Raw genomic sequence first — 17519 nt, forward strand, 5'->3', positions numbered from 1 at the left:
TTCTTTTAAACTGGAATTTCATTTGATATGGGTTAAGAGATGTTTGGAAGACTTACAGATCCTACTGCTGGTGCTTTTCATGCACTTGCGCATGAGCCGATCGTTTTATACACATGTATTGCGATTGTTGTGGGTGGCTTAATTGCTGTTATTGCTTTGACAGTACTTGGGTGGTGGGGAGTTTTATGGCGAAATTGGATTACAACAGTTGACCATAAACGCATCGGAATTATGTATATCGTTCTTGGGATTATCATGCTTGTTCGTGGTTTTGCCGATGCGATTATGATGCGAACGCATCAGGCTTTAGCACTTGGGAGTGAATCAGCGGGATATTTGCCACCTGATCATTTTGATCAGATTTTTTCAGCCCATGGCACTATTATGATTTTCTTCATGGCTACGCCTATTTTATTTGGTCTTTTCAATTATCTTATACCGCTTCAAATTGGCGCTCGTGATGTTGCTTTTCCTTTTGCAAACAATTTAGGGTTTTGGATTACTGCTGCAGGAGCAATATTGATTAACATATCATTAGGTGTTGGTAATTTTGGTCGTGGTGGTTGGTTGATGTATCCACCTTTCTCCGAGTTGCAAGGTAGTCCAGATACGGGAGTAGATTATTATTTGTGGTCACTTCAGCTTTCTGGTATCGCAACGACGATGGGGGCAATCAATTTTGTTGCGACCATCATTAAAATGCGTGCTTCTGGGATGACTATGATGAGAATGCCCGTCTTTTGTTGGAGCGCTTTTGTCAGTAATGTGCTTATTTTAGTTATTTACCCTGTCTTAACTGTAGCATTCGCATTATTGGCTTGTGATCGTTATTTAGGCATGAATTTCTTTACCAATGTTGGTGGCGGAAATCCAATGGTATGGATTAACTATGTTTGGATTTTTGGTCATCCTGAGGTTTATGTGTTGGTTGTTCCTGCTTTTGGGATTGTTTCTGAAGTTGTGTCAACTTTTTCTTCAAAACGTCTCTTTGGTTATACATCAATGGTATGGGCAATGTTGGTTATTTTAATTCTTTCGCTTGTTGTTTGGGGGCACCATTTTTTTACAATGGGTGGTGGTGAAGCTGTGAATACTTTCTTTGGTATTGCGACCATGATCATCGCTGTTCCAACAGGTGTAAAAGTCTTTAATTGGTTGCTGACAATGTATAAAGGTCGGATTCGCTTTGAGCCTCCGATGCTGTGGTGCATGGGGATGATTTTTACGTTTGTTGGTGGTGGATTGACAGGCGTTTTGATGTCTATTGTGCCAGCTGATTGGCAGTTTCATAATTCGCTTTTTTTGGTAGCTCATTTCCACCACACAATTATTGGGGGTGTCGTTTTTGCTTATTTAGCTGGGATTGCTTTTTGGTTTCCAAAAGTTTTCGGTTATAAGCCGAATCGATTACTGGGTATTGCATCTTTCTGGTGTTGGTTTATTGGTTTTTACCTTGCTTTTTTCCCAGTCTATGCACTTGGTTTAATGGGTGCGACGCGTCGTCTCCAACATTACATGGAACCTAGTTGGCAGCCGATGTTTATGATTGCTGCACTGGGCGCCTTTATTATCTTGCTGGGTATTCTTTGTTTTGTGCTGCAAGTTGTTTTGGTAATTTGGTACGGTATCAAGCATAAGGGACGTTTACCTGTAACATTAAATGATTCCTGGGGTGATGCGCGTACGCTTGAATGGTTTACTTCCTCACCGCCTCCTTCTTACAATTTTGCAATTATTCCACAGGTACAATCTGATGATGCTTATTGGAATATGAAGAAGAGTGGTTATCAGCGTCCGACAAGTGGATTTACAAAAATTCATATGCCGTCAAATACGTCGGCTGGAATTATTGCAGGATTCTTTTCGTTAGTTGTTGGTTTTGCCCTTGTTTGGCATATTTGGTGGCTTGTCGCGATTGGATTAATTGGTTTTATTGCAACGATTGTGTGTCATTCGTTAACAGGTGATCACCATGGCTACTATATTCCAGCTGAAGAGGTGCAGAAAACAGAGGAAACCTTTACAGCTGTTCTTAAAGAACAAGGAGTAACAGTATGACTGCGATGACAATGGATAAGACTCATATTGATGAGCATCATCACGACAGTAGTTCGATAATGACATTTGGTTTTTGGGTTTATATTCTTTCGGATTTGATCCTGTTCGCGACACTTTTTTCAAGTTTTGCTGTTTTTTCTGCTTCTTATGGTGGAGGAAAAGCGGGCAATGAGTTTATTGATTTAAAATTTGTTTTGGTTGAAACTGCCATCTTATTGCTGTCATCAATTACTTATGGGTTTGTAATGGTGCAAGCGCATAAGGGTAATATTAGTGGTGTGCGTTTTTGGATGGCTATTACCTTTGTGCTTGGGTTGTGTTTTATTGGAATGGAAGTTTATGAATTTCATGAACTTTTAAACGAGGTGTTCTATTACGATCCTAGTGCTTATGCTGGTATTGATCCGACAACAGGTTTACAACTTTTTGGACGAGAGGTGTTATCTGCATATTGGTCAGCATTTTTTGCTTTGGTTGGTACGCATGGTCTTCATGTAAGTGTTGGTCTTCTCTGGATGATAGTGATGTTTTTTCATCTTCGTCGTCGTGGCTTGGATCAAGACAATGAAACACGTTTGGCATGCCTTTCAATTTTCTGGCATTTACTGGACATTGTGTGGGTTGGTGTTTTCACCATGGTTTATCTGTTAGGAGCATTGTAATGAGTACGCATAACAAAACACATAGTCCCAGTACTGGTTCCTATTTAGTTGGCTTTATTCTAGCTGTATTTTTTACTTTGGCCTCTTTTATTCCTGTAATGTATGGGATGATGGATAGTTGGGCAATTAGCACGAAGGTTGCATATCTTATTGGGATGGCAATTATTCAGATTATAGTGCAGATTGTTTTCTTTTTGCATTTGAACTCTGGTCCTGATGCAAAATGGAATTTAAGCGCCTTATGGTTTGCGGTTATCTGCGTTGTTGTTATCATTGGGGGTACTTGGTGGGCTATTTCCCATTTGAATTATAATATGATGGGTGGTTCAGGACGGGTTATTGAACCGGATGTGTCGGGTAGAGAGAGTTCTTCGGTATCGGAAAAATTAAATACACAAGAGCCGGTGGAACAATTATCAGACCAAAAAATGCCTTTGGAGCAAGTGCCAAATTCCCAGGATTCTATAGGACAGGTTCCAGGCTCTGAAATGCCTGTGGGACAAGTACCTGATGAGCAGGGTTCTATAGGACAGGTTCCAGGCTCTGAGATGCCTGTGGGGCAAGTACTTGATGAGCAGGGTTCTATAGGACAGGTTCCAGGCTCTGAAATGCCTGTGGGGCAAGTACTTGATGAGCAGGGTTCTATAGGACAGATACCGAGCTCTGAGATGCCTGTGGAGCAAGTACCTGATGCGCAGATTCCTGTAGAGTAGTTGGTAAGCACAGAAATTCCCGTGTAAAGATTGCTTAAATACGTAAGATTTCGTAAGGCAAGCACTAGCACGGGACGCCGAATAGTCTTTTGAGGATTTGTCGTAACGATTTTAAATCTGCTTTCATTTTTATAAGGGAAGCCGTGTATGAGTTAGCGAAACTTTATTTTGTTTGAGGTAAACAGTAATTTATACAACATATAAGCAACGATATTTGTACAGTTTAGTACGCAGAGCATGAGAACCTCTAAAAGATTATTCATACTATATCAAAATAAAGTTACGAATAGGTAGTACTTCAGACCCAATGAATTTATATTAAAGATATTGTACTTGAAGGTATTTATAATTAAAATCAAAGATTTAGGAAATCATCAGGAAATTTAATGAATACCGTTTCGATGACAATTGTTGGTGCGGGTTCTTATGGCACTGCATTAGCTGTTACGCTTGCGCGTAACGGCCATAGTGTTATACTCTGGGGACATGATCCTCAAAATATCAAAGAATTACAGAAATATCGTTGTAATCAGGCATTTTTACCCGGTGTTCTATTTCCTGAAAATCTATCACTTGAAGCTTCGCTTGAAACTGCAATAACGGCAAGTCGCAATATATTCATTGCAGTTCCAAGTCATGTATTTCATCAGGTATTGTACAATGTTCAACCTTATTTGGATCAACATTCACGTATTATTTGGGCAACGAAAGGCTTAGAACATGGTACGGGACGTCTTTTACAAGAAGTTGCTCGCGAGATTTTAGGTGATAAAATTCCTTTAGCTGTTTTTTCTGGACCGACTTTTGCTAAAGAGTTGGCTATTGGCTTGCCTACTGCAATTACAGTAGCAGCTTCTGATGCCGAATTTAGTGAAGAACTACAGAAACTTTTCCATTGTGATAAAAGTTTTAGAGTTTATAAAAACCTAGATATGATTGGTGTTCAAGTAGGGGGAGCAGTTAAAAACGTTATTGCTATTGGGGCAGGAATGTCAGACGGTATGGGATTTGGAGCAAATGCTAGAATAGCTCTCATCACACGAGGTTTAGCTGAAATTAGTCGCTTAGGCATCGCTATGGGCGCTGAACTTTCCACTTTTATGGGAATGACAGGCTTGGGTGATCTAGTCTTAACTTGCACTGATAACCAATCGCGTAACCGTCGTTTTGGAGTACTGCTTGGCCAAGGAATGGATATCGAAGAAGCAAAAAAACAGATTGGTCAGATTGTTGAAGGCTATTTAAATACCAAAGAAGTGCATATGTTAGCACAACGTACCGGGGTAGAAATGCCAATTGCAGAGCAAGTTTATCACGTTCTCTATTGTGGTAAATGTGTATCCGAAGCAGCCAATACATTACTGAACCGTTCACTCAAAGACGAAATGCATGATATAGTACAATTTTAAACCATGAGATAATAGGATAACACTTTAGCAAACTGTAAGCTTATATGAGTCAATTTTTATGCAATATAAGTTAAGCACATGAAAAACTTAGGTATTGTCTAAGAGGTGTCTTTGAAAATAGGCTCTTTCTTACATTTATATGTGTCATTTACATTAGAGAAAACACTTAATATACTTCTAAAATAGTAATAGAAATATTCATTTTGCAATTTTAAAAACTGTTATCGATAATCATTCTCCCTGAGTTTCATCGCTCTTTTTTAATTCTTCAAGTGTTGGCATAGACATAATGTTATAACCTGAATCAACATAATGAATTTCACCAGTAACGCCTGATGATAAATCAGAGAGTAAGTAAAGAGCAGATTTTCCGATTTCATTAATGTTTACGGTGCGGCGTAGTGGCGCATTACGGCGTTGATATGAAAAGATTGCTCGCGCAGCTGCAATACCATTTCCAGCTAAAGTCCTAACAGGACCAGCTGAAATTGCATTAACGCGAATATTTTGAGGCCCAAAATCTGCTGCTAAATAGCGTACCATAGCTTCTAAAGCAGCTTTAGCAACACCCATGATATTGTAATTAGGTACAACTTGCTGTGAAGCTCCATAAGTAAGTGTTAATAGCGTTCCCCCATTGGGCATAAGTTTACCAGCGCGTTGGGCAATTTCAGTAAAGGAATAAGCTGAAATGACCATTGTGCGGTTAAAGTTTTCTCGTGTTGTGACATCAACGTAACGTCCTTTTAGTTGAGTCTTATCTGAAAAACCAATAGCATGAACAACGAAATCAATAGTTTTCCATTCTTTTTCAAGTCGTTCAAAAACATGATCGACGTTTTCAATTTTTTCAACATCACATTCAAGCAACAATTTGCAGCCGAGTTTTTCTGCTAATGGTTGAACACGTTTCCCGAATGCATCTCCTTGATAGGTAAATGCTAATTCAGCACCTGCTTCTGCTAGTTGACACGCGATGCCCCAAGCAATTGAATGGTCATTTGCAACCCCCATAATAAGGCCACGTTTGCCCTCCATCAAACCTTTCATATTATTCTCCGTAAGACCGTGCTTTTTTTAACCAGCTCAGAACTCCTGTTCATGCATAGCGTTGGAAAATGAGCGTTGCATTGGTACCGCCAAAGCCAAATGTATTTGACAATACAGTATTAAGTTGTTGATGATCGCGGCGTTTACGAACAATTGGCATATCGGCAAAAGCTGGATCAAGCTCTTCAATATGGGCACTCTCGCAAATAAAATTGTGATTCATCATTAACAGTGTATAGATCGCTTCTTGAACGCCTGCAGCACCCAAGGAATGACCAGTTAGAGATTTTGTAGCGGAAATTGGTGGGCATTGATCACCAGCTCCGAATATACGGCGGATTGCTTCTATTTCAGGGGGATCACCAACAGGTGTTGCTGTTGCATGGGGATTGATATAATCAATTTTATTGTTTACAGTCGCGAGCGCCATGCGCATGCACCGCTCTGCTCCCTCTCCAGATGGAGAGACCATATCGTGCCCATCGGATGTTGCACCATAACCAACAATTTCTCCGTAGATTTTTGCACCACGTGCTTTAGCGATTTCTAGTTCTTCGAGAACCAAAACACCAGCCCCACCAGCAATAACAAATCCATCACGATTAGCATCATAAGCACGCGAAGCTTTCTCTGGTACATCGTTATATTTGCTGGACATAGCACCCATAGCATCGAATAAAACAGATAATGTCCAATCCAAATCTTCGCAGCCACCAGCAAAGATACGATTTTGCTTGCCATATTGTATTAATTCGTAAGCATTGCCAATACAATGGTTAGAGGTGGCACACGCTGAAGAAATTGAATAGTTTACTCCTTTAATTTTAAAAAAAGTCGCAAGTGTTGCGGACGCTGTAGAACTCATTGCTTTAGGAACGACAAAAGGACCTACGCGCTTTGGACTTTTTTGACGCGTAATGTCAGCAGCCTCAACGATTGACTGAGTTGAAGCACCTCCAGAGCCCATAATAATACCCGTGTGTTCATTTGATACTTCATGAGGTTCCAAACCCGCATCAGCAATTGCTTGATCCATGGCGATATGATTCCAAGCAGTTCCACGTCCATGAAAGCGCAAAGCACGTCGATCGACCAGTTCTTCTATATTAATATCAGGCTTACCGTAAACTCTGCTACGGAAGCCTAATTTAGCATATTGGGTTGCATAAGAAATCCCAGACTTTGCTTCACGTAAACTGGTTAAAACGGTTTGAGGATTATTTCCAATAGCGGAGACAATTCCCATTCCGGTTACAACAACTCGACGCATTCATACCTCCTTGTTTATGTCTCTTCTAATGGAAATAATTTTTAGTCTTCTTTAAATAAAGCAACACGCAAATCACTCGCTTTATAGATGGCTTCTCCATCTGCTTTTACCCATCCATCTGCTATGCCTAAGACCAAAGTTCCACGCCGGATACGTTTAAAATCTATTCTATATTCAAGAAGTTTGGTTTTTGGAGTGACCATACCCGATAATTTTACTTCACCTGTCGATATAGCTCTCCCTTTTCCTGGTTCGCCTAGCCAACCAAGAAAAAAACCTGTTAATTGCCACATGCCATCGAGACCAAGACACCCTGGCATAACAGGATCACCTATAAAGTGACAATCAAAGAACCATAGGTCTGGAGTAATGTCAAATTCGGCGCGAACCATTCCCTTACCATATTCACCACCAGTTTCACTGATTTCGTTGATTCGATGAATCATCAACATGGGTGGTGCTGGTAATTGTGCGTTACCTTTACCAAACATTTCGCCGCGAGCGCAGCTTAGAAGCTCTTCATAAGTGTAGCGAGACTTTTGTTCAGTCATTGTTACTCCATTTATTTGCATATATTTTTATCTGCGCTTTCCCCCCAACATACTTTTAGAGCAAATTTTAAGGAGAGGGAAATGATTTTATATCATTTTTGATGACAAAAGCGCTTTTTTATGTATCTTGCGTTGTAGGTTATTAAAATGTAATAAGAAATTATATCATATTGTCCCCATTTTTTTGTATTTTAACTTTATTGTAACAGAAATGTATTGTGGTTTTATAATATGTCGTTGAGTGCAGACAATTTAGGTTTGAATGAAGAAGAACAGTCCACAAAAGATTGTGGAAAGGTGGCGAGTTATTATTCCATATCTATGTTAGAGAAACATTTGCGTCAAAATGGTTTGCGACCTACACGCCAGCGATTAGAACTTGCCAATATGATTTTTTCTAAAGGCAACTGTCACATTGCTGCTGAAGAGCTTCATGAAGAAGCAATGAGGTTGGGTGTGCCTGTGTCTTTAGCAACTGTTTATAATACGCTTCATCAATTTACGGAAGCAGGGTTGTTACGGATTATTGCTGTAGAAGGTTCGAAAACTTGGTTTGATACCAATACATCTGATCACTATCATTTTTATATAGAAGGCGAAAATCGTATTCTTGATATTCCTTGCAGTTTGGAAGAAGCTCCTATTATTGGCAATTTGCCTCAACCACCAGAAGGTATGGAGATTTCGCATGTTGATTTGATAGTTCGGTTAAAACCAAAAAAACTGACTTGATTATAGAATGTCAGAGAATTCAATAGGAATAAAGATTAGATTTTGTTGGTTTTAAAATTCACCAACGGTTTATTTTTTCATCAGGATAGATTCCCCATAACTGGGGTTGCGGAAGCCATCCGCGGGTATTATTAATATTAAGTTCGCACCACTGTCCGTTGCATTGCCGAATATTACCAATGACATTAGGCTCTACTTCTGCCACAATTTCTGCATTGTCTGCAGGTTTTTTGCGAAGCATCAGTCTTTTTGTTTTATCTTTTTGCCATGGAATAGTTATAGCAGTTCGCTTTCCTGATAAAAGCGACTGATAAACCCACCCTTCATCCCCTTCTGCATCACGAATTTTGCGCCATTGATCGTATTCTTGGATGATTTCAATAGGTAAGCCCTGTTTTTTGTAAGTAAAAATGATAGAATAATGACTTCCAGGGCCGACGCGCACATTAACACGGGTGGGCTTAATCGAAGCAAATCGCGGGAGTGGTAAACCACTTGGTCCTAGATTTTGCTGTAAATTTTGATTGAGTGTTTGTGCGTGCAAAAAACGAGGTGAACTAAATACAAAAACTCCTGCCATTAAGATAAATGACGCAAGCACTGAAAATCGAAACCAAATAAAATGTTGCACACTTAAACTCTTTATCTCTTCGTTTCTATATATTAGCAATCTAAGATCTAGAAGATAGGATCGAGAACTGATCAAAGCTATGGCATAGCTCTAGTTAAAGAGATCTAAACAATGAGGAAATTGTTACAAGAATATCGAAATAAGTAAGATAAAAATTTGAATTTCTTAGTGGTCGCTTTTTTGATCGAGTGTGGTTGTAAGTCAATATCCAGTTTTCATGCAGTATCTGTTTGAGACAAATATTGAGATGGTTGAGTGCTTTGAGAGTTGTATCAGCTTTTGTATAACAGATGGTAGTAAAGTATTGCGTCTATCTGTTTTTTTCTGAAACGGGGATAAAGCTAATTCGTATTATGATCAAAAAATTGTTCAATAATAGGTCGATAAGGAAGGGGCATGTGATGTGAAAAGGAGTGTTTTAGAATGGGTGCAACATATGATTAATAAATCATTTAAATGCAAGAACATTAGAAACATTGAGGGTAAACCAATATAGAGTGTGGCTGCCTTATGACTTCATAAACGTAAAGATGTTGGTTTTCAGTGCCAACGTTTTTTACAGATTTTCCAGTTTTTTCATAGGCTACTACGATTTTATTCAGTGGTAATACTGTATACATTAAAAGCAGATTGCACTACATAGGCACATATTAGTTTCAGAATATTATGAAACACTAAAGGTTACAGAATTTTACCGCTTCATTTAATTAAGTTAGGGGGGAAGAGATAGCTTTTCCGGTGTTATATTTAAATGGACATAATTGCATATCGTAACAGTAATGCGTATTTTCAATTTAATATGATTAAGGCAACTTGAAAGATATTAGATGTCTGGTCCAGATAAGAAAACACACAGGATTTGTGCGCACAGAAAAATTGTATTGAGAAATTATAATAAAATGCCTCACACAAACGCATCTTGCGCTGCAGTAGATACGCTTAAAAATTTCAAACAGATGATCTTCTTCTATCGTTTGAAATCTCTAAAAGCCATTCCCCAATACTACTTGATACAGAATCAACCATTATTCCAGATAAAAAATACACAAAAGAACATTGAACAAAGAAAACCAAAAGCGAAAGAACTTCACTCGCAGCATCATATAATTACAAGTTCTACAGATATTTTGTCTACACTATTGCTAGCGCTATTTATAACACACCAACAAAAGCAAAAGCGCATTACCTTACAGCAGCAGTACGGCCATTGCCCACAAGACCTTCCCTTTGTGCACGTTTACGGGCAAGCTTACGTGTACGACGGATAGCTTCAGCTTTCTCCCGTGCACGCTTCTCCGATGGCTTTTCATAATATCCACGCATTTTCATTTCACGGAAGATGCCTTCACGCTGCATCTTTTTCTTAAGCGCGCGGAGCGCTTGATCAACATTATTATCACGAACGAGTACTTGCACTATTTATCCTGCTTTGTTTCAGTGTCATAAATAATAGGAAAAAATCCAGTTCCTTTTAAGTAGATACCTAAAAGAAGACCCATCATACGTACATTATACGTATGATGTAAGCACACATATCACACAAATAAGGCGTTTGTCTATATCGCTTTTTAAAATTCTATGCTTTTTGCTGTAAGGAGCTTGTTATCATTGATTGAGTTTACAAGTCTGAGTTTATGAAAGTCCTTGAATCTCATCATTTCCATCAAGATAAATTTTTTCAGCGATAGGATAATGCGGTAAGCCAGGCATGGTCATGACATCTCCGCAAATGACAACAATAAAGCCTGCACCTGCTAAAAGGCGAACTTCTCGTACAGGTATTTCAAAATCAACAGGAGCACCGTATTGTTTGGGATTAGAAGAAAAGGAATAGGGTGTTTTCGCCATACAAATAGGGTATGAACCAAAACCTTCTTTTTCCCAACATTCAAGCTGCTTGATAATATGATCTGCGATTGTAGCGCCGCGTCCACCATATAGTTTTTTAATAATACAATTAATTTTTTCAACGAGTGGAAGATCATCTTGATACAGAAGTTTAAAATGAGCATTTTTCTCTTCAATTAAGGTAACAAGTTCTTGTGCAAGCTCTATGGCGCCTTTCCCACCTTGTTTCCAATGTTTACAGAGAACAGCTTTGTGTCCGGTTGTTGCAACTATTTTTTGTAGCGTACTTATTTCAGCATCGCTATCGGTATCAAAATGATTGATAGCGATAACACAAGGGATACCATAATGTTTCATGTTCTTGATATGTCGCAAAAGATTGGCAGCTCCTTTTTGTAAAGCTGTGATATTTTCTTCTTTGAGGTTATTTTTATCCACCCCACCATTCATTTTTAATGCGCGAATTGTTGCGACAATAACTGTAGCATCTGGTGCAATATCCGCTTGTCGACATTTAATGTTAAAGAATTTCTCTGCTCCAAGATCGGCTCCAAATCCTGCTTCCGTAACAACATAATCGGCTAGTTTTAAGGCAGTTTTTGTTGCTATAACTGAATTACAGCCATGAGCGATGTTGGCAAAAGGCCCTCCGTGAACAAGAACAGGGTTATTTTCAATTGTTTGTACAAGATTGGGTTGCATGGCATCTTTGAGAAGAACTGTCATTGCACCTTCTGCATTGAGATCAGCAACTGTCACGGGCGTTTTGTCATAACGATAGGCAACAATAACTTTTTTGAGTCTTTGCGTAAGATTTTCTAGATTTTCAGCAAGACAAAAAATAGCCATGATTTCTGATGCAACAGTAATATCAAAACCTGTTTGACGTGGAAAACCATTGGTGACCCCACCCAATGAAATGACGATATCGCGCAATGCACGATCGTTCATGTCAAGCACTCGTTTCCACACGATGCGGCGTGGATCAATATTCAAAGCATTTCCCCAGTAGATATGATTATCTATCATTGCAGCAAGAAGATTATGAGCGGCTGTAATGGCATGGAAATCCCCAGTAAAATGCAAGTTAAGGTCATCCATTGGTACGACTTGGGCATAACCACCTCCGGCGGCACCACCTTTTATACCAAAACAGGGGCCTAAAGACGGTTCTCTTAAGGCTGCTATTGTTTTTTTTCCGATGAGATTGAGTGCATCATTGAGTCCAACAGTTGTTGTTGTTTTTCCTTCTCCGGCAGGTGTTGGATTGATAGCAGTAACGAGGATAAGTTTACCATCCGGATTATTATTCAATGATTTTATGTATGCAGAAGAAATTTTAGCTTTATCATGTCCATAAGGAATGAGATTTTCATGTGTGACACCAATTTTTTGCGCGATTTCAGTGATGTGCTTCTTTTGAGCACTGCGAGCAATTTCAATATCTGTTTTAGGCATAGAAAAATTCTTCAAACTTGGTTTTCGTTAATATTTAGGGTGTGTCTATTACTAGGACAATAAAACCTATAACACATAGAAATAAGGTAAAATATCATAAAAGTTGATTATTACTGTGAGAGAGAATATAAAAGTTAGATGAGAAGAATTTATTGCTATTGGCCTTTATTGAATGAACAGACAGTTGATCAGCAAGAGGTTTAAAGGCATATTTTCTAGATATAGAATAAAATATTGAAACTGTCCAAATTTTGTACAGCTTAGCTTATTTGGTCTTTTGAGGGATTACAAGCATTGAGAACACTGAAGTTGACAGATAAGAAAGAGTGATGGCGCACCCGAAGAGATTCGAACTCCTGACCCCCAGATTCGTAGTCTGGTGCTCTATCCAGCTGAGCTACGGGTGCTTCATTTTTTCTTATTAAGATAGAAGGTTCCTAATCGTTTCATTGAGAAATTGCAAGTGAAACTTAGTAAAAATGAAAATTTTATCACTTCGTTTATGATACATTTTTAAAAGGGTACAGCATATTTCTCGATTCAATTGGATCTTTGTATGCTAGATTGTTTGTTGTTTTGACAGTACAATTCAATATGAACGATAGTTAACTTGACGCTTTAATCTGCGAGAGTTAGTCAAGTAGAGATGAGATAGTTTTTTGCGGTGGGGAATAAGATACACTACCTGACCTGCAATTCGATTTTTGTGTGAAACTCGGATGTTAGTTTTGAAGACTGTTTCAGACAAATTTGAATCTTAATAACGCAGCAAGGATAGATGTATGGGGTTGTTAAAAAAGATCTTTCCACCGGTGTTTTTTGTTTTCATTCTGATGGTTGCTTATTGGGAGGGAAAGCATAGTTCAGAACGACTTATTCCTATAGTGGAGAAAACAACAAATGCGTCGCATAAAATATCAAAGGCATCAAAGAGAAGGCCACCAACAAATGTTGTTGTTGATCTTGTTAAAGTCCAAGATTTTTATGAAAAGTTGAATACGCTTGGGAGTGGAAGAGCATTGGCTTCGGTGGAGTTAACACCTTGGTCATCTGGCGTTATTGATAAGATTTTTGTTTCAGCTGGCACAAAAGTACAAGTCGGTGATTTAATTGCAAAGCTTGATTCTAAAAAGGAAGAAATAGCAGCTGCAAAAGCAAAAGTACAACGCGATAATAGCGCATTAACGCTCTCGCGTATTGTTAAATTACGTTCCAGCAATACAGCAACAGAGGTTCAGGAAATTACTGCACGCTTAGAGCTGGATAACGCAAATCTGGTTTTGCGTAATGCTGAGCTAGACCTTGATCGGCGAACAATTCGTGCACCAATCAGCGGAGTTGTTGGTATTTTATCCATTGATGAGGGCAATGCTGTTGCTCTTAACACTGTAATAGGCCGGATTGAAAATAGAGAACGCATTTTAGTCGATGTGTGGGTTCCTGAACGATATATTTCGCGAATACATAAAGGAGATAAAGTGACTGCGACATTAACGACGCAGTCGGATACGAATTTTGTTGGTCATATTTATGCGATTGATAATGTCGTTGATCCAGAAAGCCGTACACTTCACGTGCAAATTGAAATTAAGAATGAAAAAGAGACTCTTTTATCTGGTATGTCTTTTTCTGTTGCATTTCAATTCAGTGGTGATTCTTTCCCTGTCGTTAATCCTCTTGCCATTCAATGGAACAGTAAAGGTTCATTCGTTTGGCGTGTAAGGGAGGGTAAGGTAGAACCAATTCCAGTATCGATTATTCAGCATAAAGAAGATCAGGTATTTGTGAAAGCACCCTTAGAAAATGGTGATCAAGTTGTCATACAGGGAGTACAGATGCTCTATCCAGGAAGTAGGATCACTTTTGATGATCCAAAAGTCCATCAACAGCAAGTATCAGCACTTCATGGGCAGGATGTACAATGAGTCAGGAATTTAACACGAAACAGCCTATAATACGGGCGGGGCAAGGCGGTATAATCGCTTTGTTTATTCGTAGACCGGTTTTTACCTTTGTTTTCAATGCTATGATCGTGATTGCAGGAATTTCTGCATGGCTAAATGTTGATGTACGTGAATTACCGGATGTTGATACTCCAGTAACGACGATTATGACAACTTTTGCTGGAGCATCAGCGGAAACAATTGATCGTGAAGTTACGAAAATTATAGAAGATGCTGTTTCTCGTGTTTCAGGTGTTAAAACAATTTCTTCAACTTCTTCTTTTGGACGTTCCCGTGTAGAGATCAATTTTAATGTCGGTGTTGATTTGAATGTTGCAGCATCTGATATTCGTGATGCTCTCTCTCGTATTGCTTATTCTTTACCCAAAAACGCGGATTCACCTCTGATCATTAAAGCAGATTCCAATGCTGCTGCGATGATGTATTTGGTTGTAACTTCACCAACGATGAGTGTTGATGATTTAGCAATGGTCGTAAATGATCAAATTGTTGATGCACTTTCTGCCGTTGATGGTGTTGGTGATGTACAGGTTGATAATGCTCGCACGAAGATTTTTCAGGTTGATGTTGATCAAGCAAAACTTGCTAGTTATGGATTGACTGTAGCAGATATTTCACGTGTTCTTGCTGATATGACAACAGATGTTCCGGTGGGGTCATTACGCAATTCTAAGCAAACTTTAATTGTACGTGCTACTGCGCGCTTAACAACACCAGAAGCTTTTGAACAAGTTATCTTAAAACCTTATGTACATCTTGGCGATGTTGCACAGGTTACTTTATCACCCGATGTAGAAACCGTTATTCTTCGTATAAACGGAAAGACCGGAATTGGATTGGGGATTGTGCGTAAAGCACAGTCAAATACCCTTAATATTTCTCAAGGTGTTCGAGAGGTTCTTGATCATCTCAAAAGTGTTGTTCCTTCTTCAGTGCATATAAGTGTTATTAGTGATGATGCTATTTTCATTAAGGGCGCACTTCATGAGGTTGAGGTTGCATTGGTTATTGCTGTTCTCAGCGTTATCTTGGTTATTTTTCTTTTTCTTAGAGATATTCGTGTAACGCTTATTCCCGCCTTATCTATTCCTGTTGCTTTAATTGGTACAATTGCTGCCATCTACCTTGTAGGATTTTCATTAAATATTCTCACCTTTTTAGGGCTTGTTTTAGCAACAGGGCTTGTGGTGGATGACGCAATCGTTGTTCTTGAGAATATTGTTCGATGGCGCAATATGGGATTAGGTCCTCGGTCGGCGGCGGTGATCGGAACACGGGAAGTCTTTTTTGCTGTTTTAGCAACAACATTGACCTTAGTTGCCGTTTTTGTGCCCATTTCTTTTCTTCCTGGACAAGTTGGGTCACTTTTTAGAGAATTTGGTTTTGTGTTGGCAATTTCGATTTTGCTTTCTTCGGTTGTTGCTTTAACGCTTTGTCCTATGTTGGCATCACATTTTCTCAAGCAACATATTGAAGACAATGAGGGAGAGGCGCATCATTTTACTTTTTTGAATAAATTAGGTTCTTTCTTAAGTCAGTGGTATGCTTATAGTCTGCATAAATGTTTAGGAAGACCTTGGACTGTTGTCTTTTCTTCGCTTATTTTCGCGGGTCTTTGTGTTGGAGGCTATATGAAATTACAACAAGAATTGACACCAGCAGAAGACAGAGCTCTTATCTTTTTAGTCATTAATGGACCACAAGGTATTTCAACACAATATCTGAATGAACAGGTAGAGCAAATTGAAGCAAGTTTACAGCCGTTACGTGATTCTGGAGAGATTGCAAACAGTTACTCTATTGCTGGTATTGGTGGTTCATCCAATACCGCTTTTTTGATTTTGTTGCTTTCATCTTGGGAAAAGCGTTTACGTAGTCAACAAGAGATCTTAGAAGATGTTAATGCAACGGTGAGACAATTTCCAGCGGTTTTAGTGTTTGCTGCGCAGGGAAATTCTTTAGGTGTTAGAGGAACTGGTCAGGGATTACAATTTGCAATTCTTGGAAATGATTATACAAAATTACAACCGATTGCTGATAAGCTTGTGAATGCTTTGCAAGCTGATCCGCATTTTATTCGCCCACGGCTTACTGTTGATGCAACGCAACCACAATTTTTTATTGAAATGAATCGAGAAAAAGCCTCTGATTTGGGAATTGATATCACCAATTTGGGTAATACATTACAAGCAATGTTGGATGGGAAAAAAATTGGTTCCGTTTATGTGGATGATCATTCTTATGATGTTAAACTGACTTCGCGTAAGAATCCTATTAATAATCCTCATGATTTGGAAAATATTTTTTTAAAAACCAAAGGCAATCAATATGTTCCTTTATCGGTTATTGCGAATTTGCATGAAAAAGCTATTGCGCCTCAATTAAAACGAGAGAAACGCATGAATGCTGTTATTTTAAGCGCAAATCTTGCTCCAGGTGTCGTTTTAGGTAGCGCTTATCAGACTGTGCAAAAAATTGCTGCTCCTTTATTATCAGAAGGAAATTATATTGTTCCTTTAGGGGAAGCCGCTACACTTGATGAAACATCTTCCAATTTTATGATTGTTTTTGGAATTGCTTTTGTAATCATTCTATTAGTTTTAGCTGCACAGTTTGAAAGTTTTGTTTCAGGATTTATTATCATGGCTACTGTACCATTAGGAATTGGTTGCGCTGTAATTGCTATGCTTTTAAGTGGAGTTAGTCTTAATATTTACAGTCAAATTGGTTTAATTTTGTTGGTTGGGGTTATGGCTAAAAATGGTATTCTTATTGTTGAATTTGCAGATCAGTTACGTGATCAAGGGAAAAATGTGCGTGAAGCTGTAGAAGAAGCGGCGAATATTCGTCTTCGTCCTGTTTGTATGACGATGATTTGTGCCATTTTAGGGGGTATTCCTTTGGTTTTAGCTAAAGGTGCTGGTGCAGAGGCGCGTATAGCTTTAGGTTGGGTTATCGTTGGTGGTTTAGGTTTAGCGACTATTTTTACTCTTTATGTCACCCCAGTTGTTTATCTCTTTCTTGGACGTTTTGTGAGACCAAAATCAGAAGGGGCACTACGCTTAACAAGAGAACTCAATCAAGTTGAGTGATTTATATGGTAGGGAAGATTTGATAATTTTTTTACTTTCGTTTTAAAAATGTCGTTTTCTGGTTTTATCTTTTTGCTTTTT

General features: G+C 38.7%; 13 protein-coding genes and 1 tRNA gene. 7 read left to right on the forward strand and 7 right to left on the reverse strand.

All coding sequences use genetic code 11. The annotated features are described in order from the left end of the window. Positions 1–39: 39 nt before the first annotated feature. The 4 genes from cyoB (at position 40) to gpsA (ending at position 4842) form a co-directional block, all read left to right on the forward strand. Positions 40–2058, forward strand: coding sequence for a cytochrome o ubiquinol oxidase subunit I (cyoB, locus tag MCQ_RS04480; RefSeq protein ID WP_006923807.1), 2019 nt, complete (start codon positions 40–42; stop codon positions 2056–2058). After that, positions 2055–2720 (forward strand): cytochrome (ubi)quinol oxidase subunit III, encoded by a 666-nt coding sequence (locus MCQ_RS04485; protein ID WP_006923808.1) that lies wholly within the window; start codon positions 2055–2057, stop codon positions 2718–2720. The genes cyoB and MCQ_RS04485 overlap by 4 nt, the downstream gene beginning before the upstream one ends. Beyond that, positions 2720–3433 (forward strand): cytochrome o ubiquinol oxidase subunit IV, encoded by a 714-nt coding sequence (gene cyoD, locus MCQ_RS04490; protein WP_006923809.1) that lies wholly within the window; start codon positions 2720–2722, stop codon positions 3431–3433. The genes MCQ_RS04485 and cyoD overlap by 1 nt, the downstream gene beginning before the upstream one ends. Positions 3434–3819: 386 nt before the next feature. Beyond that, complete coding sequence (gene gpsA, locus MCQ_RS04495) at positions 3820–4842, forward strand: NAD(P)H-dependent glycerol-3-phosphate dehydrogenase (protein WP_006923810.1); 1023 nt, start codon at positions 3820–3822, stop codon at positions 4840–4842. A 231-nt stretch (positions 4843–5073) separates the two neighbouring features. On the opposite strand, the gene fabI is transcribed toward gpsA, so the two are convergent. From fabI to fabA, 3 genes are read right to left on the reverse strand one after another with little or no spacing between them, the layout of a single operon-like run. Next, positions 5074–5892: an enoyl-ACP reductase FabI gene (fabI, locus tag MCQ_RS04500; RefSeq protein ID WP_006923811.1), complete on the reverse strand. Its 819-nt coding sequence runs from the start codon at positions 5890–5892 to the stop codon at positions 5074–5076. A 49-nt stretch (positions 5893–5941) separates the two neighbouring features. Beyond that, positions 5942–7162: a beta-ketoacyl-ACP synthase I gene (gene fabB / locus MCQ_RS04505; protein WP_006923812.1), complete on the reverse strand. Its 1221-nt coding sequence runs from the start codon at positions 7160–7162 to the stop codon at positions 5942–5944. Between the two features lie 41 nt (positions 7163–7203). Then, positions 7204–7713 carry a 3-hydroxyacyl-[acyl-carrier-protein] dehydratase FabA gene (gene fabA / locus MCQ_RS04510; RefSeq protein ID WP_006923813.1) on the reverse strand — a complete coding sequence of 170 codons (510 nt, stop codon included), beginning with the start codon at positions 7711–7713 and terminating at the stop codon, positions 7204–7206. Positions 7714–7944: 231 nt separating this feature from the next. On the opposite strand from fabA, the gene irrA reads away from it, so the two are divergent. Next, positions 7945–8445 (forward strand): iron response transcriptional regulator IrrA, encoded by a 501-nt coding sequence (gene irrA / locus MCQ_RS04515; protein WP_006923815.1) that lies wholly within the window; start codon positions 7945–7947, stop codon positions 8443–8445. Positions 8446–8503: 58 nt separating this feature from the next. Here the strand turns inward: irrA and MCQ_RS04520 are convergent, their stop codons facing one another. The 4 genes from MCQ_RS04520 to MCQ_RS04535 form a co-directional block, all read right to left on the reverse strand. Next, positions 8504–9076 carry an SH3 domain-containing protein gene (locus tag MCQ_RS04520; protein ID WP_006923817.1) on the reverse strand — a complete coding sequence of 191 codons (573 nt, stop codon included), beginning with the start codon at positions 9074–9076 and terminating at the stop codon, positions 8504–8506. Positions 9077–10258: 1182 nt separating this feature from the next. Further along, complete coding sequence (rpsU, locus tag MCQ_RS04525; protein WP_006923821.1) at positions 10259–10492, reverse strand: 30S ribosomal protein S21; 234 nt, start codon at positions 10490–10492, stop codon at positions 10259–10261. Positions 10493–10708: 216 nt separating this feature from the next. Next, positions 10709–12382, reverse strand: coding sequence for a formate--tetrahydrofolate ligase (locus MCQ_RS04530; RefSeq protein ID WP_006923822.1), 1674 nt, complete (start codon positions 12380–12382; stop codon positions 10709–10711). Between the two features lie 330 nt (positions 12383–12712). After that, a tRNA-Arg gene (locus MCQ_RS04535) sits at positions 12713–12789 on the reverse strand. 375 nt (positions 12790–13164) lie between these two features. Here MCQ_RS04535 and MCQ_RS04540 point away from each other — a divergent pair. After that, positions 13165–14307, forward strand: coding sequence for an efflux RND transporter periplasmic adaptor subunit (locus MCQ_RS04540; RefSeq protein WP_006923823.1), 1143 nt, complete (start codon positions 13165–13167; stop codon positions 14305–14307). Continuing rightward, complete coding sequence (locus tag MCQ_RS04545; protein WP_006923824.1) at positions 14304–17438, forward strand: efflux RND transporter permease subunit; 3135 nt, start codon at positions 14304–14306, stop codon at positions 17436–17438. The genes MCQ_RS04540 and MCQ_RS04545 overlap by 4 nt, the downstream gene beginning before the upstream one ends. Positions 17439–17519: the final 81 nt, after the last annotated feature.

Source organism: Candidatus Bartonella washoeensis Sb944nv (genome assembly GCF_000278135.1).
GTDB classification, from domain to species: Bacteria; Pseudomonadota; Alphaproteobacteria; order Rhizobiales; family Rhizobiaceae; genus Bartonella; species Bartonella washoeensis.